The sequence below is a fragment of the Pseudomonas sp. KK4 genome (assembly GCF_001984065.1).
GTDB lineage: Bacteria > Pseudomonadota > Gammaproteobacteria > Pseudomonadales > Pseudomonadaceae > Aquipseudomonas.
The window spans coordinates 60,390-81,435 of the sequence record NZ_LYVP01000013.1; the positions used below are offsets into that span (position 1 = coordinate 60,390).

The window sequence follows — 21,046 nt, forward strand, 5'->3', positions numbered from 1 at the left end:
TTCAGGCCAAGACGACCCGTCTAAAGCCCTGTATCGACACCTTGAAGCAGATTTTCAGACCGCTCGCGAGATTTTTCAGGTTTTTTCAGCGCCGGGGGTTTACAGTTAAAAAGACGCTCCGTATAGTGCGCGCCATCGACGACGGACAACGTTGTCGATACTGCCCAGATGGTGAAATTGGTAGACACGCCAGCTTCAGGTGCTGGTGGCCTTACGGCCGTGGAAGTTCGAGTCTTCTTCTGGGCACCAATTTCGAGCTTGAGATTAGATCAATTTCAAGGCTCACACAAAAACCCGCGAAAGCGGGTTTTTGCATTCTGAAGATCTGATTTATTAAATTTAAATCAGGGGTTTACAGATAAAAATACTCTCCGTATAGTGCGCCACATCAACAGCGGCAACGCTGAAGATGAATGCCCAGATGGTGAAATTGGTAGACACGCCAGCTTCAGGTGCTGGTGGCCTTACGGCCGTGGAAGTTCGAGTCTTCTTCTGGGCACCAATTCAAATTCAAGGTTACGGCCTTGGATTCACAGAAACCCGCGAAAGCGGGTTTTTGCGTTTCTGGTCTCCGGAAATGCTGCCGCCTCTATCAAATGCGCGCCTAACCCGCAAGGCGCATTTGAGAACCAATATCGTTTATCATTGTTGCAAGTTTTTGCAATGCGACAGTGAGGAACCCTGCGAATGATGTTTCGAAATACCCTGCGCCGCGGCCTGACCACCACCCTGCTCGGCCTGACACTCGCCACTCCCCTCACCCAAGCCGCCGATCCGGTCTCCCTGACTCTCTACAACGGCCAACACAAAGAAGTCGGCGACGCCGTCGCCAAAGCCTTCGAAACCAAGACCGGCATTCACGTCAACGTGCGCAAGGGCAGCAGCAATCAGTTGGCCAGCCAGGTCGTCGAAGAAGGCGATCGCTCCCCTGCCGACGTGATCTACACCGAAGAATCTCCACCGCTGAACAAGCTCGGCGAACAAGGCCTGCTGGCCAAGGCCGATGACGCAACGCTGGCGGTTTTGCCCAAGGACTACGTTGCAGGCAATGGCACCTGGATCGGCGTGACCGCCCGAGTACGTGTGGTCGCCTTCAACCCCAAGCTGATCGACGAGAAGGATCTGCCGAAATCGGTGATGGAATTCTCCGACCCGAAATGGCAGGGCAAAGTCGGCTTCGTACCCACCAGCGGCGCGTTCCAGGAACAGGCCGTGGCCATCATAAAGGTGCACGGCATGGACGCTGCCGAAGAATGGCTCACCGGCCTGCGCGCCTTCGGCAAGACCTACAGCAACAACATGGTCGCACTCAAAGCCGTGGAAAACGGTGAAGTGGCGACGGTCCTGGTCAACAACTACTACTGGTTTGCCCTGCAGCGGGAAAAAGGCCAGCTCGATTCGAAACTGCACTACTTCACCGGTGGTGACGTTGGCGGGTTGATCACCGTTTCCAGTGCGGCCGTGCTGAAATCCAGTAAACATCCCAAAGAAGCTCAACAATTGCTCGCTTACATGGCCAGCGAAGAAGGTCAGCGCGTCATCACCCAGACCACTGCCGAATACCCGCTGCATAAGGGCATGGAGTCGGATCGCGGTCTCAAGCCATTCAGCGAGCTGCAGGCGCCGAAAGTGACACCGGCAGACCTGGGCAACGCCGAAGAAGCTTTGGACCTGGAACGTGATGTTGGCCTGAATTGATGAGCACATCGCCATCCGCCTTCGCGCAGAGCAGCTACGTGCCTCGGCGCAAACGGCCATCGATCTGGCTGTTGTTGCCGGTATTGTTGTTGGTCGCACTCAGCCTGTTGCCGCTGGCGTATGTTGGGCTCAAGGCCTGGCAAGCAGGCTGGGCTCAGGCGTTGCACCTGCTGTGGCGACCTTATGTATTCGGTCTGTTGCGCAATACGTTGGAGCTGATGGTCGGCGTGACGGTCGCTTGCGGCGTCATCGGCCTGTCGCTGGCATGGCTGCTCGAGCGCAGCAATCTGCCAGGACGGCGCTTGTGGGGCGTGATTCTGTGCCTGCCGTTCGCCGTGCCGGCGTTCGTCAGCAGCTTCACTTGGGTATCGCTGAGCGCTCATTTCGAAGGATTGGCCGGGGCGATCCTGGTGATGGCCCTGTCCAAGTACCCGCTGATTTTCCTGCCGGTGGCCGCAACCCTGCGCAACCTCGACCCATCGCTGGAAGAGTCCGCGCGCACCCTTGGCCAGAATCGCTGGGGCGTGTTCTTCAAAGTCACCCTGCCCCTGCTCTGGCCATCGCTGCTCGCCGGCTCGCTGCTGATCGCCCTGCACATGCTGGTGGAGTTTGGCGCGCTGTCGATCATCGGCCTGCAAACCTTCACTACCGCGATCTATCAACAGTTCGAACTGGAATTCAGCAACGCCAACGCCGCGATGCTGTCGGCGGTGCTGCTGGTACTGTGCCTGATCTTGCTGTGGCTGGAGTTGCGCGTTCGCGGCAAAGCCCGCCTCGTGCGCATCGGCCAAGGTACTGCGCGACAGGCGGAGCAGGTGCGACTGGGGCCTTGGGCCGTCGCCGGACAACTGTACTGCCTGCTGCTGGCAATCATCGGCAGCGGCATTCCGCTGGGGATGCTGGCGTACTGGTTGGCCGTGGGCTCGTCGGCGGCCTTTCCGGTTGCCGCGATCGGTGAGGCGCTGCTGTCGTCCCTGGCGCTGTCGCTGGGTGGCGCTGTCTTTTGTCTGGTGCTCGCCGTTCCGGTGGGACTGCTGGTGGTGCGCCACAAAGGCCAGTTGGCGATTTGGGCCGAGCGCTTGCCGTACCTGCTGCATGCGCTGCCCGGCCTGGTGATCGCCTTGACCCTGGTGTACTTCGCGCTGCATTACGTGCCAGCGCTGTACCAAACCTCGGCGCTGCTGCTGATCGCTTATGCACTGCTGTTCCTGCCGCTGGCCCAGGCGCCGATTAGAACAGCGCTGAACAAGGCGGCACCGCAACTGGAGGAGGCCGCCCGCACACTGGGCGCGTCGTCGTTCACCGCGTTTATCCGGGTGACCCTGCCGATCATCTTTCCGGCTTTGGGGGCGGCATTTGCACTGGTGTTTCTGGATGCGATGAAGGAACTGACGGCGACGCTGCTGTTGAGCCCGACCGGGCTGAACACGCTGGCCACCGAAGTGTGGGCGCACACGGCAAATGTGGAGTTTGCGGCGGCGGCGCCTTATGCGGCGCTGTTGATACTGGTGTCAGGATTGCCGGTCTATCTACTTACGACGCGGATGTATCTGAGCCGCTGAGATCTTCTTCGCGAGCAAGCCCGCTCCCACATTTGACATCTTTCTGCTGAGAAACCTCGGTCAAATGTGGGAGCGGGCTTGCTCGCGAAAGCGTCAGATATGACAACGCAAAACTCAAGCCCTGAACTGCCCAAGACTCGCCTTCAGCTGCGCAGCCAACCCATCCAGCACCTTACCGCTGGCCGTGGTTTCCACAACCGCCTGAGCCGCTTTTTCAGCCTGGGCATGAATGGTTTCAACCCGTCCGCGCACCGCTTGCGCACCCTGCGCCTGATGCGCCGCCGCTTGCGTGGCCAGGCCAATCGCCGCATGCACCTGCTCTACCGACGCCTGCACCGACTGCTGCAACCGAGCACTGTCACGCAACACCACCAAGCCTTCATTCGCCTGGCGACCCGCCTGCCCGATTGCCGCCACCGCTTCCCGCGCGCCTTGCTGCAAGGCCACGATATGCGCCTGGATATCGCCGGTGGAGCTTTGGGTCTTGCTCGCCAGCGCCCGCACCTCATCCGCCACCACGGCGAACCCGCGACCGGTCTCGCCGGCGCGCGCCGCTTCGATGGCCGCGTTCAGGGCCAGCAGATTGGTTTGCTCGGCGATCCCGTGAATGACCGTCAGCACCACTTCAATTTGTTCACTCTGCTGCGCCAGGCGCTCGATCACTTGCGCGCCGGTGTCGACCTGTCCGGCCAGCGCCTCGATCAGGCTGCCGACCTTCGCCGAGGTGCGGGTGTTTTCATCGGTGGCCTGACGAATATCCACCACCTGCTTCAAGGCCGCCTGCATGGCCTGGCTCTCGGATTGTGCCTCGTCCGCCATGCGTGACAGCGCCCGCAGGCTCTCGGCCACTTCATCGCGCTGCATGCCTGCGGCCGCATCGGCCCCGGCATTGCGCAAGGTCATGGCACCGATTTCCACGCCAGTGCGCTGCGCCACGTCACCCGCTTCACGGACGATCGGCTGCAACTTGTCCACAAAGCGATTGACCGCCGAGGCCATGTCGCCGATTTCGTCCTTGCTGTTGATTTGCACACGCTTGGTCAGATCGCCCTCGCCGGCCGCCAGATCATCCATGGCGGTTATCAGCATCTTGAGGCGATTGACCACGCGACGCCCCAGCACCACGGCAAGCAGCAACAGAACACCAGCGCCCACCACCGCCAGACCCATGCCGATGCGCCAGCGCAGCGTCGTCGCCGCCTCCTGCACAGTGCTGGTGGTGTTGGCTTTCATTTCAGACGCAGTGGATTGCGCCGATTGCAAGCGTGCGCCCATGGCCGCCGCGCTGTCGGCTGCCGCGCCTTTGAGGCTGTCACCCACCAGTTGATCGCTGCTGGCGATCAGGGCCGAGAAGCGCTTGTCGAGAGCGGCCAGGTCGGTTTCCACCGAGGCGGTCGAGACGCCCATCAAGACCTTGCCGATTTCCACGCCATTGGGATTGATCGAGGCTTCGACGTAAAAGACAGACGGATCGTTTTTCGCTGCATCCAGCACCTTATCCAGCGCCCGTTCGCCCTGGCCTTTTTCCAGCAGGGCCTTGTTGATCGGGTTTTCCCGATTCAGGTAGCGCGTCAGGTGCTGGCCCGTCGCGTCGTCGTAGACCACGAACAACACGTTGGGATTGCGCTGCGCCCGGCGGGCGAATTCAGAGAGGGTCGGAACATCACTGTCCCACATGGCGCGGGGCGCGACCGAGGCCAGGAGCTGCGCCATATCATTGGCAGAGTCCTTCAGGTCCTTTTCCAGGGTCGCCCGCAGTTGCGCCTGCTCGTCCTTCAAACGCGCGGACAAGCCGACAGTGAGACGCTGACGCGTGCTGGCCGAGAGACTGTCCAGGCTCGAGGTGACTTCGCGCCCCGCCTGCTCAAGCTCGCCGGAAAGTTTTTGACTGTCGGCTCCCAGGCGCGTGCCCAGATCGGCTTCAAGAGCGGTCACTGTGCTCCGGGTCAGAGCGACAGCCACCAGCACCTGCACCAAAAGGGCGATACCGAGAGTAACGAACACAGGCCGCAGGAGACGGCTTTGTAACAGTGAGAGAACGGCCGACACTGGAAACCCCTCTGCATGGACGCCATTAAATTGATGGCTCACCAGGAAGCGATTATCACAGCAAGGGTCGTGCCGTCCGACAGGCATAAACGACAAAGGCCCCGATCAAGGGGCCTTTGTTCGTTACATCAACAACTTATCAAGCAAACGGGTGACGCAGAACGATGGTCTCGTTGCGGTCCGGGCCCGTCGAAATAATGTCGATCGGCGCACCGACCAACTCTTCGACACGCTTGATGTAGTTGCGTGCAGCCTGTGGCAGCTCTTCCAGTGTCTTGGCGCCCAGGGTGGATTCTTTCCAGCCCGGCATCTCTTCGTACACTGGCTCCAGGCCGATGTAGCTGTCGGCGTCGGTCGGTGCGTCGATCACGGCGCCATCTGCATTCTTGTAGCCGACGCAGATATTGATGGTTTCCAGGCCGTCCAGTACGTCCAGCTTGGTCAGGCACAGGCCCGAGATACTGTTGACGTCGATGGCGCGACGCAGGATGACGGCATCGAACCAGCCGCAACGACGGGCACGACCGGTGGTTGCACCGAATTCGTGGCCACGCTTGGCCAGGAATGCACCGACGTCGTCGAACAGCTCAGTCGGGAACGGACCCGAACCGACGCGCGTGGTGTAGGCCTTGGTGATGCCCAGGATGTAGTCCAGGAACATCGGCCCCACACCGGAACCGGTGGCGATGCCGCCCGCGGTGGTGTTGGAGCTGGTGACGTACGGGTAGGTACCGTGGTCGATGTCCAGCAGCGAGCCCTGGGCACCTTCGAACATGATGTCCTTGCCAGCGCGACGCAGCTGATGCAGCTCGGCGGTGACGTCGAGCATCATCGGCTTGAGCAGCTCGGCGTATTCCATGCACTCGTCCAGCGTCTTCTGGAAGTCGATGGCCGGCTCTTTGTAGTAATTGACCAGCACGAAGTTGTGGTAGTCCAGCAGCTCGCCCAGCTTGGCGGCGAAACGCTCGCGGTGGAACAGGTCACCGATGCGCAGGCCACGACGTGCAACCTTGTCTTCGTAGGCCGGGCCAATGCCGCGACCGGTGGTGCCGATCTTCAGCTCGCCACGGGCCTTTTCACGGGCCTGGTCCAGCGCTACGTGGTAGGACAGGATCAGCGGGCAGGAAGGGCTGATGCGCAGGCGCTCGCGCACCGGTACGCCTTTTTCTTCCAGCTTGTTGATTTCCCGCATCAGGGCGTCAGGTGCAACCACCACGCCGTTACCGATCAGGCACTGAACGCCTTCGCGCAGCACGCCCGACGGGATCAGGTGCAAGACGGTTTTTTCGCCGTCGATCACCAGGGTGTGGCCCGCGTTGTGGCCACCCTGGTAGCGCACTACGGCGGCAGCATGTTCGGTCAGCAGATCAACGATCTTGCCTTTGCCCTCATCACCCCATTGGGTGCCCAGGACTACGACATTCTTACCCATAACACTTGTCCTCATTCGCGCAAACTTGGTGCCGGCGTTGGCCGGCAGGAAAACTCAAGAAGCCAGTGGCGATACTTGCCAAAGCCCGTTCTGCTGAATCAATTGCCGGTCGCAGTCCGCTTCACGGGCGGCGGCCAATGGCTGCCCAGGCAAGGCCTGAACGACACGCTGACCCTCACTGCGCAACTGGCAAACCTGCTGCCAGAGTGCCGCATCCGTACTGTCAGGCATCCAGATACCGCCAGACGGTAGCTCGATCTCAGCACGCCCCAGGGTCACCAGGGTTTTCAAATCGGTAGAGAAACCGGTTGCCGGACGGGCACGACCGAAGTCGGCGCCGATATCGTCGTAACGGCCGCCCTGAGCAATGGACTGGCCAACACCCGGTACGAACACCGCGAACACCACACCGGTGTGGTAGTGGTAACCGCGTAGCTCGCCCAGGTCGAAATACAGCGGCAACTCCGGGAAACGCACGGACAAACGCTCGGCAATCGCCAGCAAATCATCCAATGCCGCCAGGACCGGGGCCGGCGCCTTGGCCAGACGCTCGCGAGCCGCTACCAGCACTTCGCGACCGCCACACAGGTCGACCAGCGCCCGCAGCATGCCCGACAGATCCGTCGGCAGGCCTTCGGTCAAGGTAATGACCTCGTCGATGGCCTTGCGTTGCAATGCGTCGAACAACTGCTGCTCGACTTCACCGGACAAACCGGCGGCGCGGGCCAGGCCGCGATAGATGCCTACATGCCCCAGGTCCATGTGCACGTCCGGCACATCGGCCAGTTGCAGCATGGCCAGCATCAGGCTGATGACTTCGACGTCGCTGCTCGGGCTGGCGTCGCCGTACAACTCGGCACCCAACTGGATCGGGCTGCGCGAGGACGACAAGGCACGTGGCTGGGCGTGCAGCACGCTGCCGGCATAGCACAAACGGTTAGGGCCTTCGCGACGCAGGGTGTGCGCATCGATGCGCGCCACCTGCGGCGTGATGTCGGCCCGGAAACCCATCTGCCGGCCCGACTGCGGGTCGATGACCTTGAAGGTACGCAGATCCAGGTCCTGGCCCGCGCCGGTCAGCAGGGACTCCAGGTACTCGATATGGGGAGTCACGACGAACTCGTAACCCCAGCTCTGGAACAGATCCAACACCTGACGCCGCGCGACTTCAATGCGCGCCGCCTCCGGTGGCAGTACTTCTTCGATGCCATCTGGCAGCAGCCAGCGGTCTACCGTTGCCATTACGCCATTCCCCTATGATCCGGGCAGCAAGCCTTTGGGCGAGCCTTGAGTGAAGCAGAAAATGATCCGCACAGCGCAAACCCCGCGCATGAGCGACGAAGCGAAAAGCCTGTAATGGGCTTCGCCAAGCACTTTCCTCGTAAAACCTGTGGAGCCAATCAGCTCGGGCACCTGCACAAGAACAGCAATCAAACGTGCAGACGCAAAAAAGCCGGGAATTTCCCGGCTGCCGCATCATACACACGTTTTCCCAAAGGATCACCCCGCCAGAGGTTTTAGCCGCCCGGCGGGATGATTCGAGTCAACGTCGTATCAAGGCTTGGCTTTTTCCAGGTAGTGGAAGAAGTCACTGCTTGGGTCCAGGACCATGACGTCGGATTTGTTCGCGAAGCTTTCACGGTAGGCACGCAGGCTACGGTAGAACGCGTAGAACTCCTGGTCCTGGCCGTAGGCCTTGGAGTAGATGGAAGCGGCCTGGGCATCGCCGTCACCGCGAATCTCTTCGGATTCACGATAGGCTTCTGCCAGCAACACGCGGCGTTGACGATCGGCGTCGGCACGGATGCCTTCAGCCAGCTCGTTACCCTTGGCGCGGTGCTCGCGAGCTTCACGCTCACGCTCGGTGCTCATACGCTCGAACACACTGCGGTTCACTTCCTTGGGCAGGTCGATGGTCTTGACGCGAACGTCCACCACTTCGATGCCCAGCTCCTTTTCGGCCATCTTGTTCAGCGAAGCGGTGATGTCTGCCATCAGCGCATCACGCTCACCCGACACCACTTCGTGCAGGGTGCGCTTACCGAACTGGTCACGCAGGCCGGATTCCAGACGACGGGACAGACGCTCGTCGGCAATCTGCTTGAGACCGGAAGTCGCGGTGTAGAAACGCTCGGCGTCCTTCACGCGCCACTTGGCGTAGGCATCGACCATCACGGCTTTCTTTTCCAGCGTCAGGAAGCGTTGCGTCGGTGCGTCCAGCGTCATCAGGCGAGCGTCGAACTTACGCACCTGGTTAACGTAAGGCACCTTCACATGCAGGCCTGGCTGAACATCGGTCTGAACCACGCGACCGAACTGCAGCAACACCGCACGCTCGGTCTGAGCCACGATGTAGAAGCAGTTCCAGGCAGCGATCGCCACGACGACGCCGACAATAAGGGCGATCAGCGATTTATTGCTCATCAGCGACTCTCCCTGGTACGTGCTTGCTGTTGCTGCAGATCAGCTGCGGCACGCGCATTCGCTTCATTGCTGGTGGCTGCTGCGCCAGTCACCGGAGTGCTGGTGTTGCGACCACTTTCGACCATCTTGTCCAGCGGCAGATAGAGCAGGTTGCTCTGGCCATTCTTGTTGCCGGTCACGAGCACCTTGCTGGTGTTGCTGAAGACTTCCTGCATGGTGTCCAGGTACAGACGCTGGCGGGTGACTTCAGGGGCCTTGCGATACTCGGCAACCAGTTTGGTGAAGCGATCAGCTTCACCCTTGGCGCGCGAGACGGTTTCGTCACGGTAGCCATTGGCATCTTCGAGAATGCGCTGGGCCTGACCACGGGCTTCCGGCACGACGCCGTTGGCGTAGGTTTCAGCCTGGTTGCGCGAACGCTGCTCGTCTTCACGGGCACGGATCACGTCGTCGAAGGCTTCCTGCACTTCACGCGGTGCCGCTGCGCTCTGTACGTTGACCTGGGTCACGGTGATACCGGTGCGATAGGTATCCATGAAGCGTTGCAGACGCTCCTTGATTTCGCTGGCCATCAATTCACGACCCTCGGTCAGCACCTGGTCCATGGCGGTGGAACCCACCACATGTCGCAGGGCGCTGTCGGTCGCATGCTGCAGGCTGATTTCCGGCTGATCGACGCTCAGCACGAAGTCCTGCAGGTTGCTGATCTTGTACTGCACGGTCAGCGGCACTTCGACGATGTTTTCGTCTTCGGTGAGCATCTGGCCCTGCTTGGTGTACGCACGCTCACGCGTGACGTTTTCCATGTACTTCTTGTCGATCGGCGGGAAGTAGATGTTCAGACCCGGGCCGACGGTTTCGTAGTACTTGCCGAAGCGCAGCACCACGGCTTGCTCCTGCTCGTCGACTACGTAAACCGCGCTGTACAGCCAGACAGCCGCCAGCACGACCAGACCGATGCCGAGCAGGCCGCCGAAGCCGCCGCTCTTGCCCGGACCACCGCCGTCATCACCACCGCGTTTCTTGCCACCACCGAACAACCCGTTCAGGCTTTCCTGCAGCTTTCGGAAGGCCTCGTCGAGATCTGGCGGCCCCTTGCGATCGCCGTTATTACGGCGCTTGCCACCCCAAGGATCCTGATTATTCGAGTTGCCACCCGGCTCATTCCAAGCCATAGCGCTCTCCATCTGATAAAGCAAAGACGCACCCACGGCGCGCCGACCAATGCTACAGAATGCCTGTCACCACGGCACAACCGCTTTCTCAGGCTTTTATTGCAAAGTGTGTTGCTCGATGAACTCCATCGGCTGCAATCCTTCGCGGCTTACCAGTCGATTCAGCTCGACCCGGGGCAAACGAACGGCCAGCAAACTGATGCCTTCTTCGTCGTGTTCTTCTTTTTGCACCGCACCCAGCTCGAAAAACTGCGCACGCAGTCGAGCGAATCGTTGAGGCAAGCGCAGGGTACCGATGAACAAATCACTGCCGAGCAACTCGGCAATGGCTTGCTCAAGCAATTCCAGACCAGTGCCATCACGGGCCGACAGCCAGACCCGCTGGGGTTTGCCGTCTTCGTCGCGCTGGATTTGTGGCTCAACGCCTTCAAGCAAATCGAGTTTGTTATAGACCTCGAGGATCGGCAAGTCCTGGGCACCAATCTCGCCCAGTACCACCATCACCTGCTCGATCTGCAACATGCGATCCGGTTCGGCCGCATCGATCACGTGCAACAACAGGTCGGAGTTGGCCGACTCTTCGAGGGTAGACCGAAATGCCTCGACAAGCTTGTGAGGCAGGTGGCGAATGAACCCCACCGTGTCCGCCAGCACGATCGGCCCCAGATCGTCCAGATCCAGACGGCGCAGGGTCGGGTCCAGCGTGGCGAACAATTGGTCAGCCGCGTACACGTCGGATTTCGTCACGTTGTTGAACAGCGTGGACTTGCCGGCGTTGGTATATCCCACCAGGGACACGGTAGGGATATCGGCACGCGAACGGCCACGTCGCGACTGTTCGCGCTGGCTGCGCACCTTCTCCAGCCGGCCCTTGATCTGTCGCAGGCGGACCCGCAGCAAACGCCGGTCGGTTTCGAGCTGGGTTTCACCCGGGCCACGCATGCCGATACCGCCACCCTGGCGCTCAAGGTGAGTCCAACCACGCACCAGCCGGGTGCTCATGTGGTCAAGCTGGGCCAGTTCTACCTGGAGCTTGCCTTCATGGGTTCGGGCGCGCTGGGCGAAAATATCGAGAATCAGACCGGTACGGTCGATCACGCGACACTCGAAAACACGTTCGAGGTTACGTTCCTGACTGGGCGTGAGGACGTGATTGAAAATCACCAGATCGGCTTCTTCAGCTTTGACCAAGTCGCGCAGTTCCTCGACCTTGCCGCTGCCAATCAGGAATTTGGCGGTTGGCCGATGACGCGGCACGTTAAAAAACGCAACGGTCTCGGCGCCGGCCGAATTTGCCAACTCCTGAAACTCCTGCGGATCTTCGCGCGCCTCAGGGTCCTGTCCATCCAAGTGAACGAGGATTACTCGCTCCCCACCACCGTGGCGCTCAAAGAACAAAGGAGACTCCTATCAGGCGTTACCTGGCTCAGCATCACCTGCTTCGGATTCGGTTGCGCTAGGCAGACGAATTGGACGAACCGGCACTACTGTAGAGATAGCGTGTTTGTAGACCATTTGGCTGACGGTGTTTTTCAGCAGGATAACGAACTGGTCGAAAGACTCGATCGTACCTTGCAGTTTGATCCCGTTGACCAGGTAGATGGACACCCCAACTTTCTCTTTACGTAAAGTATTCAAGTAAGGGTCTTGTAGCGAATGCCCTTTTGACATGTGCCGCACTCCTTTAAGGATTCAATATAAAAATAGGTAATCAGATGACTTGTGACCGTCACACCCCCAAGGATAGACGGCAATTGCAAGGACTCAGCTCAATATGGAGATGGTCGCCAGGTATTTCAAGGCGCGTGGCAGATTGTCGCAATCGAGGCTGTCCAGCCAATGTAAATCAGCCCAACTGCGCAGCCAGGTGAACTGACGCTTTGCCAATTGGCGCGTGGCGATGATTCCACGCTCCTGCATCTCGGCTGACGTCAGTTTGCCATCCAGGTAATCCCAGACTTGTCGGTAGCCTACCGCACGTATAGACGGCAACCCGGCATGCAGGTCACTTCGCTCACGCAGGGCTACGACCTCGTCGATGAATCCCTGTTCCAACATCAAAGTGAATCTTTGTTTAATTCGTTCGTGCAGTACCTGACGATTTGCCGGAGCAATGGCCAAGTTCGCGACAGTATAGGGCAATTGTTGCCGTCCCGAAGCCGCTGCTTCAGTACTTTGCGCAGATTGTTGCAACCGAAGCTCGGTCATGCTCTGACCGCTGACACGGTAGACTTCCAGTGCTCGACTGAGACGCTGCGGATCGTTCGGGTGAATGCGCGCGGCAGAGACCGGATCGATCTGCGCCAATTGTTCGTGCAGGGCTTGCCAGCCAAGGCGCGCAGCCTCTTCTTCGATTTGCGCGCGCACGTCCGGATCGGCCGCCGGCATATCGGCCAGGCCTTCGAGCAAAGCCTTGTAGTAGAGCATCGTACCGCCTACCAGCAGCGGAATTTTTCCCCGCGCGGTGATATCGGCCATGGCCTCCAGGGCATCACGACGGAAATCCGCCGCCGAATAGCTCTCGGCCGGATCGAGAATATCGATCAAACGGTGGGGAAACTCCGCCAGGAGTTCTTTCGACGGCTTGGCGGTACCGATGTCCATGCCGCGGTAGACCAGGGCCGAATCGACGCTGATCAGCTCGCACGGCAGAACCTTGGTGAGCTCGATGGCCAGGTCGGTCTTGCCCGCGGCGGTCGGGCCCATCAGAAAAATCGCCGGTGGCAGCTGGCTCATCAACGACCGCGCAAGAACAGTTTGTCCAGATCGTCCAGGCCCAGTTGGGTCCAGGTCGGCCGGCCGTGGTTGCATTGACCGCTGCGTTCGGTGTTTTCCATGTCACGCAGCAGACCGTTCATTTCCGGCAACGCCAGGCGCCGGTTGGCCCGGACCGCACCGTGGCAGGCCATGGTCCCGAGCAATTCGTTCAGGTGCGCCTGGATGCGGTCGCTGGTGCCGTACTCCATCAGATCGGCCAATACATCGCCGACCAGCCGATTGGCTTCAGCCTGTTTCAGCAGGGCTGGAATCTGCCGGATCGCCAGGGTTTCCGGGCCCAGGCGCTGCAGTTCGAAGCCCAGCCGCTGGAACCAGGCGACATGCTCCTCGGCGCAGTCGGCCTCACGCTGACTGACCGCCAGCGTTTCAGGCACCAGCAAGGGCTGGCCACTGAGGCCCTCGCTGGCCATCGCGACCTTGAGGCGCTCGTACATGATCCGCTCGTGAGCGGCATGCATGTCCACCAGCACCAGCCCCTGAGCGTTTTCCGAAAGAATGTAGATACCCTTGAGCTGCGCCAGTGCATAGCCCAACGGCGGAATATCACCCTGCCCGTCCGGCAACGCAGTCGCATTGGCTTCGGGCAGCGGCGCAAAGAACTCGCGATAGGCAGCCTGCGCTTCAGCAGCAGGCACCGCAGATTGCGGGCGCGGGGTGTATTGATACTGATAGCCCGCGCCCGCGCCCGAACCGGCCGGCGTATTGAAGGACGGCGCGGCCTGCGGCTGCTCAAGCAGCGCATTGGCCGCCAGACGCATTTCACCTTGGGGACCGAACTCACCCGCCTCCAGGCCCGTAGGCCGGACAACGGCCGTTGCGACCGGCGCAGCCAGGTGATCCTCCGGCCGCACATCGCCCAGGGCGCGGTGCAAGGTGCCATAAAGGAAATCGTGGACCATGCGCCCTTCACGGAAACGCACTTCGTGCTTGGTCGGGTGCACGTTGACGTCGACGCCGGTGGGGTCGACCTCGAAAAACAGCACGAACGTCGGGTGCCGACCGTTGAACAGCACATCGCGATAGGCCTGGCGCACCGCATGGGCTACCAGTTTGTCGCGTACGGCGCGGCCGTTGACGAAGAAATACTGCAAATCCGCCTGGCTACGGTTGAACGTCGGCAACCCGACCCAGCCCCACAAATGCAGGCCATTGCGCTCGATTTCGATCGGCAGCGCCTGCTCCAGAAAACCAGGACCGCAAATTGCCGCCACCCGCCGGGCACGGGCCGCATCATCGTGGGCTTCGTGCAAGCTGAGGATGGTCTTGCCGTTGTGACGCAGGTGGAACGCCACGTCGAAACGCGCCAGGGCCAGGCGCCTGATCACTTCCTGGAGGTGATCGAATTCGGTTTTTTCGGTCTTGAGAAACTTGCGCCGCGCCGGCGTATTGAAAAACAGGTCGCGCACTTCAACCGAGGTACCCACCGGATGGGCGGCCGGCTGTACGCGAGGCGCCATGTCCCGGCCTTCGGTTTCGACCTGCCAGGCCTGATCGGCATCGCGGGTACGCGAGGTCAGGGTCAGGCGCGCCACGGAGCTGATCGACGCCAGGGCCTCGCCGCGAAAGCCCAGGCTCATTACCTGTTCCAGGTCTTCCAGATTGCGGATCTTGCTGGTGGCGTGGCGGGCCAGGGCCAGGGGCAGGTCATCGGCCGAAATGCCGCTGCCATCGTCACGCACCCGCAGCAGCTTGACGCCACCCTGCTCCACATCGACATCGATACGCCGGGCGCCGGAGTCGAGGCTGTTCTCCAATAACTCCTTGATCACCGAAGCCGGGCGCTCGACCACCTCGCCGGCGGCAATCTGGTTAGCCAGCCGCGGACTGAGCAGCTCGATGCGCGCGCCGTTGGTCACGACCTGATTCATTCTTTGGCCGCCAGTTCAGTGCCCGGAATGGTCAGGTGCTGACCGACCTTCAGTTCATCGTTCGACAGGTTGTTGGCACTGCGCAGCGTGGCCGGCGACACCTGATACCGCACGGCGATCATCGCCAGGGTCTCGCCCGGGCTTACCCGGTGGTCACGCGGGCCCTGGGCGATCTTGCCCGAGTCGCGTAGCCAGGCGATGTAAGTGCCTGGCGGCGGGTTCTGCTGGAAGAACTGGCGCACGCCGCTGCTGATGGAACGGGCCAACGCCTGCTGGTGGCTCGCGGCCGCCAGTTTCGAGGCTTCGTTGGCGTTGGAGATGAACCCGGTTTCCACCAGGATCGACGGGATATCCGGCGATTTCAGCACCATGAACCCGGCCTGCTCCACTCGCTGCTTGTGCAACGGCGTGACCCGACCGATGTTGCTCAATACTTTCTGGCCGACGTTGAGGCTGGAGGTCAGGGATGCGGTCATCGACAGATCCAGCAGCACCCCGGCCAACATGCGGTCCTTGTCATCGAGGCTGACGTTGCCGGCACCACCGATCAAGTCGGAACGGTTTTCACTGTCGGCCAGCCAGCGCGCGGTCTCGGAGGTGGCGCCGCGGTCAGACAGGGCGAAAACCGAGGCACCGAAAGCCGCTGCCGACGGTGCGGCGTCGGCGTGAATCGACACGAACAGGTCCGCACCCTTCTTGCGGGCGATTTCGGTACGGCCGCGCAACGGGATGAAATAGTCACCGGTACGGGTCAGTTCGGCGCGGAAGCCTTTCATGCCGCTGACCTGGCGCTGCAGTTCCCGGGCGATGGCCAGTACCACGTCTTTTTCACGCTGACCGCGAGAGCCAGAGGCACCCGGGTCTTCCCCGCCGTGACCGGCGTCGATCACCACAATGATGTCGCGCTTGCCTGCCGGGGCTGGTGGCAACTTGATTGAAGGTTCCGAAGGCGTGACCGGTACTGCAGGCACAGTGGCGACCGACTGGGTCGGTGCTGGCGGCGGCGCTGCATCGGACGGATTGTCGAACAGGTCGACCACCAATCGGTTGCCGTACTGCGCATTAGGCGCCAGGGAGAAGCTTTTCGGCGTGACGGCCTTCTTCAGGTCGATGACAACCCGCAGGTCGGTCGGGGTGCGCTGGGCCGAGCGCATGGCCGTGATCGGGGTGTTGGCACTGTTGACGTTCAACGGCGCACCGAGGGTCGCGCCATTGATGTCGATGACCAGACGGTCCGGAGACGTCAGGGTGAAGACGCTGTGCTGCACGGGACCGGTCAGGTCAAACACCAGACGTGTGTTGTCCGGCGCCCGCCACAGGCGAACGCTGTTGACCTTCGTTTCGGCCACAGCGTCGACGGTCACCGCCAGAAACAACACCCCAACGGCAGCAACCAACGCGCGAAAGCGCATACCTAACCCCATCATTTATTTGGATTCCAATGCCAAAGCGGCACACCACGACTCGCCGCGCGAGCCTTGGGACAAAATGTTCAGCGAACGCCCGCTGTCTTGCGGGCTAATGGTAATGGTCAGGTCGGGCTTTGGCAAAAAGCCTGCACCTTTATCGGGCCACTCGATCAGACACAGCGCGTCGTCTTCGAAATAGTCACGGATGCCGAGGAATTCGAGCTCTTCGGGATCCACCAGACGATACAGGTCGAAATGGAAGGCGCGAATGTCACCGATCTCGTAGGGCTCGACCAGGGTGAAGGTCGGACTTTTTACCGCGCCGACATGCCCCAGGCCGCGAATGATGCCACGCGAGAGCGTGGTTTTACCCATCCCCAGATTACCTTCCAGAAAAATCAGGCCGTGCCCTTGTGTGATTTGCGCGATGCGTGCGCCCAATGCGGTCATCGCTTCTTCATCAGCCAGGTACAGGGTTACTTCAGACACGGTGCTTGCTCCTCCAACAACTGACGAATGGCTGGTATCAGATCACTGGCCGCCAGCCCGCGGCCGAAAATACCTTGTTGCTGACCGGCATTGGCGTGCAGCCAGACGGCCAGGCAAGTCGCGTCGAACGCCTCCATGCCCTGAGCCAGCAGTGCGCCGACCAGACCGGCCAATACATCCCCCAAGCCGGCGGTGGCCATGGCCGGGTGGCCCTGATGACACAGGGCCAACCGTCCGTCGGGACTGGCGATCAGGCTGCCGGCACCCTTGAGCACCACCACCGCTGTATATTTTTTGCTCAACTCACGGGCCGCCGCCGGGCGATCAGCCTGCACCTGGGCAGTCGTCATGCCGAGCAAGCGCGCCGCTTCGCCCGGATGCGGGGTGATCACGCAGTCCTTGGGCAGGCTTACACACCCCTCGGCCAACAGATTCAGCGCATCGGCATCCCAGACTTGAGGCAACGGTGCGTTGGCGGCGGCCGAAATCAGGCTGCGCCCCCAGGCTGCCTGGCCCAACCCCGGGCCGACAACCAGCACCGACACCTTTTGCAGCAGTTGCATCAACTGATTGGCCGATGAAGTCCCCACCACCATCGCCTCGGGAATCCGCGCCAGCGCAGCAGGCACATGCTCGCTGCGCGTCGCCACCGAAACCATGCCCGCACCGCTGCGCAGCGCACTTTGCGCGCTCAGCAGGATCGCGCCACCCAAGCCGCGATCACCGCCGATCAGCAGCACATGGCCGAACTTTCCCTTATGAGAGGCCGGTTTACGGAAATCCAGTCGCGGCAGATTGCCAGTGTTCAGGCGCAGGGCACTGCTTGGCGCGTCGTGAATGAGCTGCGGATCGGCCTGCAGATCGTTGAACACCAACTCCCCCACCACATCCGCCGCCTCGCCGGTGAACAGCCCTAGCTTCAAGCCGATGAAGGTGACTGTCAGATCGGCCCGTACCGCGCAGCCGAGGATGCGACCGGTGTCGGCACAGAGCCCGGAAGGGATATCCACCGCCGCCACTGGCAGCCCGCTGGCATTGATCGCGGCAATGGCACTGGCGTATGGCTCGCGCACCTCACCGGTGACACCGGTGCCAAGCAAGGCGTCGAGCACGATGCCCTGTAGCTCGCAATGGGCTGCCCAAGGCTCGATGCTCACTTTTTCGGAGACCGCATCGGCATGGGCCAAGGCCGCATCGCCCTGCAAGCGCTGGGGATCGCCCGCCGCCAATACCCGCACCGCCCATCCGGCACGCCGGGCCAGCACCGCCACCAGATACCCGTCGCCGGCGTTATTGCCGTGGCCGGCGACGACCGTCAATTCGCTCGCCGTCGGCCAATGGCGGACCAGCGCCCGCCAGGTGGCCCGCGCGGCACGCTGCATCAATTCGAAGCCCGGCGTGCCCGCGGCGATCAGGCTTGCATCGAGCCCTCGCACTTGCGCGGCACTGTACAGCGCGTCGGGTAAATCATCTTTAGTGTGCGGCATGCGTCTTCGGGCTCCGATGTCTGGCAGAATTATACGCACCTCAGCTCCGGTTTCTCTCGCCTCATGCCCGCTATTACCACAGACCTGCCCGCCCTCGCCCAATCCATCAAGGACTGGGGCCGCGAGCTGGGCTTCCAGCAAGTCGGCATCAGCGGCCTGGACCTGGCCGAGCATGAGCAGCACCTGGAGCGCTGGCTCGAAGCCGGTTACCACGGCGAGATGGACTACATGGGCGCCCATGGCAGCAAACGCTCGCACCCCGAAGAGCTGGTGCCGGGCACCTTGCGCGTGGTTTCCCTGCGCATGGACTACCTGTCGGGCGATACCAAAATGGCGCAATTGCTGGCCCAACCGGAAAAAGCGTACGTCTCGCGTTATGCCTTGGGCCGCGATTACCACAAATTGATCCGTAAACGCGTGCAACAACTGGCAGAAAAAATTCAGGCGGCCATCGGTCCCTTCGGTTACCGGGCGTTCGTCGACAGCGCCCCGGTGCTGGAAAAGGCCATTGCGCAAAAGGCCGGCCTGGGTTGGATCGGCAAAAACACCCTGGTCTTGAATCGCAAGGCCGGCAGTTACTTCTTCCTTGCCGAACTGTTCGTCGATCTGCCGCTGCCGGTGGACCCGCCCCACGCCACGGAACACTGCGGCCGCTGCAGCGCCTGCCTCGACATCTGCCCGACCAACGCCTTTGTCGGCCCCTATGTGCTGGACGCTCGACGCTGCATCTCCTACCTGACCATCGAACTCAAGGGCTCCATTCCCGAAGACTTGCGCGCGCCAATCGGCAACCGGGTGTTTGGCTGCGATGACTGCCAGATCGTCTGCCCGTGGAATCGCTTTGCCCGTCCGTCGGGAGAAAGCGATTTCAAGCCACGGCATAACCTGGACAACGCCGACCTGGCCGAGTTGTTCCTGTGGGACGAAGACAAGTTCCTGAGCAGTACCGAAGGTTCGCCGCTGCGCCGGGCGGGTTATCAGAGTTGGCTGCGCAATCTGGCGGTGGGCTTGGGCAACGCCCCATCGACCATTACGGTGATCGAAGCGCTGAAGGCGCGCCGAGAATACCCATCGGACATGGTCCGCGAACACGTCGAATGGGCCCTGAAACAGCACGGCCAACTGTAGGAGCGAGCTCGCTCGCGATGGCCGTTAACGATAACGCGGGAAACCTGGCACCCCGCAGTGCTCTCAGGTTCATCGCGAGCGAGCTCGCGCCTACAGGGGGACGCGTCAGGCTTCGTCGTTGTAGACGAATTTGGGCATTTCCCAGTGGAAACGGATCGCCAGCAAACGCAGCAGGAAACCGCCGAACAGCGTGATCAGAATCGCCTGCTCACCGGGCAGGTTCAGGTACAGGCACAGCATGTAGCACCAGGCTGCGGCGAACGAGACACTGGCGTACAGCTCGCGGCGGAAGATCAGCGGGATGTCGTTGCAGAAGATATCCCGCAGGATGCCGCCAAACACCCCGGTGATCACCCCGCTGACCGACGCGACCAACATGCCATGGCCCATTTCCAGAGCGGTCATGCAGCCGATCAGAGTGAAGGCCACCAGACCGACAGCGTCGAGCACCAGAAACAGCGAGCGCAGATGGCGCATCCAGCGGGCAGTAAACACGGTGAACATCGCCGCGATGCTGGTCAGTACCAGGTATTCCGGGTGCTTGACCCAGGTCAGCGGATAGTGGCCGAGCAGCACGTCCCGCACCGAACCACCACCCAGCGCCGTGACGCATGCGATCAGCACCACACCGAACCAGTCCATCCCCCGCCGGCCGGCGGACAGGGCGCCAGTCATGGCTTCGGCGGTGATGGCGATCAGGTAGAGCATCAGCAGCATGGTGGCGATCCTTGCACAGGGGGCGCGCAGTCTAGCCATATACGGTCAGCACCAAAAGAGCGCGAAGCGCCTGTGGCGAGGGAGCTTGCTCCGCTGGGCTGCGCAGCAACCCCTTTTCAGTATTGGGGACCATAGCGTGGACACTACGACTGCTACGCAGTCAAACGGGAGCAAGCTCCCTCGCCACAAAGGCTTTACCGAGCCGATCAGGCCTTGATGAAATGCTTGCGGTAGTGCTGCAACTCGGCGATGGATTCGCGGATGTCGTCCAGAGCCAGGTGGGTGCTGCCCTTCTTGAAGCTGTCACGCACATCCGGCGCCCAGCGTGCGGCGAGCTCTTTCAGGGTAGACACATCGAGGTTGCGATAGTGGAAGTAGCTTTCCAGGGATTTCATGTGGGTATAAAGGAAGCGGCGGTCCTGGCAGATGCTGTTGCCGCAGATCGGCGACTTGCCCTTGGGCACCCACTGCTCCAGGAACGCGATGGTCTGGGCTTCGGCTTCGGCCATGCTGATGCGGCTTTCACGCACGCGCTGGGTCAGGCCAGAGTTGCCATGGGTGCGGGTATTCCATTCGTCCATGGTGGCCAAGACTTCATCGCTGTGGTGGATGGCGATGACCGGACCTTCGGCCAAGGTGTTGAGGTCACTGTCGGTGACGATGGTAGCCATTTCGATGATGACGTCGGTGTCCGGGTTCAGACCGGTCATTTCCAGGTCGATCCAGATCAGGTTCTGCGAATTTTGCATGTGTCGGCTCCTAGGCAATGCTGCGCAGTTTAGCCTAGGCCGGTGGCCGGGCGTGCTAAACTCGCGGCCGTTTTACCTAAT

The 21,046-nt window shown here is 61.2% G+C and carries 17 protein-coding genes and 2 tRNA genes; 5 read left to right on the forward strand and 14 right to left on the reverse strand.

The genetic code is table 11. The features are described 5' to 3' along the window. The first annotated feature begins 162 nt into the window (after positions 1-162). The 4 genes from B0W55_RS07525 to B0W55_RS07540 all read left to right on the forward strand — a co-directional run bounded on the left by B0W55_RS07525 (position 163) and on the right by B0W55_RS07540 (position 3,260). Positions 163-249, forward strand: a tRNA-Leu gene (locus B0W55_RS07525). Between the two features lie 166 nt (positions 250-415). Beyond that, positions 416-502: transfer RNA gene (locus B0W55_RS07530), tRNA-Leu, on the forward strand. A gap of 185 nt (positions 503-687) precedes the next feature. Beyond that, entirely contained in the window at positions 688-1,698 is a 1,011-nt protein-coding gene (locus B0W55_RS07535; protein ID WP_077045383.1) for an extracellular solute-binding protein, read from the forward strand. Continuing rightward, positions 1,698-3,260 carry an iron ABC transporter permease gene (locus B0W55_RS07540; protein WP_077045384.1) on the forward strand — a complete coding sequence of 521 codons (1,563 nt, stop codon included), beginning with the start codon at positions 1,698-1,700 and terminating at the stop codon, positions 3,258-3,260. Before B0W55_RS07535 ends, B0W55_RS07540 begins: the two co-directional genes overlap by 1 nt. Before the next feature lie 114 nt (positions 3,261-3,374). Here the strand turns inward: B0W55_RS07540 and B0W55_RS07545 are convergent, their stop codons facing one another. From B0W55_RS07545 to B0W55_RS07600, 12 genes are all read right to left on the reverse strand, one after another. Further along, a complete protein-coding gene (locus B0W55_RS07545; RefSeq protein WP_077045385.1) occupies positions 3,375-5,309 on the reverse strand; it encodes a methyl-accepting chemotaxis protein in 1,935 nt (644 codons plus the stop codon). Between the two features lie 139 nt (positions 5,310-5,448). After that, entirely contained in the window at positions 5,449-6,741 is a 1,293-nt protein-coding gene (locus tag B0W55_RS07550) for an adenylosuccinate synthase (protein WP_077045386.1), read from the reverse strand. Between the two features lie 54 nt (positions 6,742-6,795). Next, positions 6,796-7,983 (reverse strand): ATP phosphoribosyltransferase regulatory subunit, encoded by a 1,188-nt coding sequence (locus B0W55_RS07555; protein WP_077045387.1) that lies wholly within the window; start codon positions 7,981-7,983, stop codon positions 6,796-6,798. A gap of 312 nt (positions 7,984-8,295) precedes the next feature. Continuing rightward, entirely contained in the window at positions 8,296-9,165 is an 870-nt protein-coding gene (gene hflC / locus B0W55_RS07560; protein ID WP_008064109.1) for a protease modulator HflC, read from the reverse strand. After that, positions 9,165-10,340, reverse strand: coding sequence for an FtsH protease activity modulator HflK (gene hflK, locus B0W55_RS07565; protein WP_077045388.1), 1,176 nt, complete (start codon positions 10,338-10,340; stop codon positions 9,165-9,167). Before hflK ends, hflC begins: the two co-directional genes overlap by 1 nt. Positions 10,341-10,436: 96 nt before the next feature. Then, positions 10,437-11,738, reverse strand: a complete 1,302-nt coding sequence (gene hflX / locus B0W55_RS07570; protein WP_077045389.1) for a ribosome rescue GTPase HflX — start codon at positions 11,736-11,738, stop codon at positions 10,437-10,439. Positions 11,739-11,750: 12 nt separating this feature from the next. Continuing rightward, positions 11,751-12,011: an RNA chaperone Hfq gene (hfq, locus tag B0W55_RS07575; RefSeq protein WP_007902656.1), complete on the reverse strand. Its 261-nt coding sequence runs from the start codon at positions 12,009-12,011 to the stop codon at positions 11,751-11,753. Positions 12,012-12,104: 93 nt separating this feature from the next. Next, a complete protein-coding gene (gene miaA / locus B0W55_RS07580) occupies positions 12,105-13,076 on the reverse strand; it encodes a tRNA (adenosine(37)-N6)-dimethylallyltransferase MiaA (RefSeq protein ID WP_077045390.1) in 972 nt (323 codons plus the stop codon). Beyond that, positions 13,076-14,986 carry a DNA mismatch repair endonuclease MutL gene (gene mutL, locus B0W55_RS07585; RefSeq protein ID WP_077045391.1) on the reverse strand — a complete coding sequence of 637 codons (1,911 nt, stop codon included), beginning with the start codon at positions 14,984-14,986 and terminating at the stop codon, positions 13,076-13,078. Before mutL ends, miaA begins: the two co-directional genes overlap by 1 nt. Beyond that, a complete protein-coding gene (locus B0W55_RS07590; RefSeq protein WP_077045392.1) occupies positions 14,983-16,413 on the reverse strand; it encodes an N-acetylmuramoyl-L-alanine amidase in 1,431 nt (476 codons plus the stop codon). Before B0W55_RS07590 ends, mutL begins: the two co-directional genes overlap by 4 nt. Continuing rightward, on the reverse strand, positions 16,414-16,884 hold the full coding sequence (gene tsaE / locus B0W55_RS07595) for a tRNA (adenosine(37)-N6)-threonylcarbamoyltransferase complex ATPase subunit type 1 TsaE (protein ID WP_077045393.1): 471 nt from the start codon (positions 16,882-16,884) through the stop codon (positions 16,414-16,416). It lies immediately after the preceding gene. Continuing rightward, positions 16,872-18,371: a bifunctional ADP-dependent NAD(P)H-hydrate dehydratase/NAD(P)H-hydrate epimerase gene (locus tag B0W55_RS07600; RefSeq protein ID WP_077045394.1), complete on the reverse strand. Its 1,500-nt coding sequence runs from the start codon at positions 18,369-18,371 to the stop codon at positions 16,872-16,874. The genes tsaE and B0W55_RS07600 overlap by 13 nt, the downstream gene beginning before the upstream one ends. 63 nt (positions 18,372-18,434) lie before the next feature. On the opposite strand from B0W55_RS07600, the gene queG reads away from it, so the two are divergent. Next, the gene (queG, locus tag B0W55_RS07605; protein WP_077045395.1) at positions 18,435-19,499 is read left to right on the forward strand and encodes a tRNA epoxyqueuosine(34) reductase QueG; all 1,065 of its coding nucleotides are present in this window, start codon (positions 18,435-18,437) and stop codon (positions 19,497-19,499) included. Positions 19,500-19,604: 105 nt separating this feature from the next. On the opposite strand, the gene B0W55_RS07615 is transcribed toward queG, so the two are convergent. Together B0W55_RS07615 and orn are read right to left on the reverse strand one after the other, a co-directional pair. Continuing rightward, positions 19,605-20,216, reverse strand: a complete 612-nt coding sequence (locus B0W55_RS07615) for a trimeric intracellular cation channel family protein (protein ID WP_053153668.1) — start codon at positions 20,214-20,216, stop codon at positions 19,605-19,607. Positions 20,217-20,422: 206 nt separating this feature from the next. After that, on the reverse strand, positions 20,423-20,965 hold the full coding sequence (gene orn, locus B0W55_RS07625; protein ID WP_077045398.1) for an oligoribonuclease: 543 nt from the start codon (positions 20,963-20,965) through the stop codon (positions 20,423-20,425). Positions 20,966-21,046 lie beyond the last annotated feature (81 nt).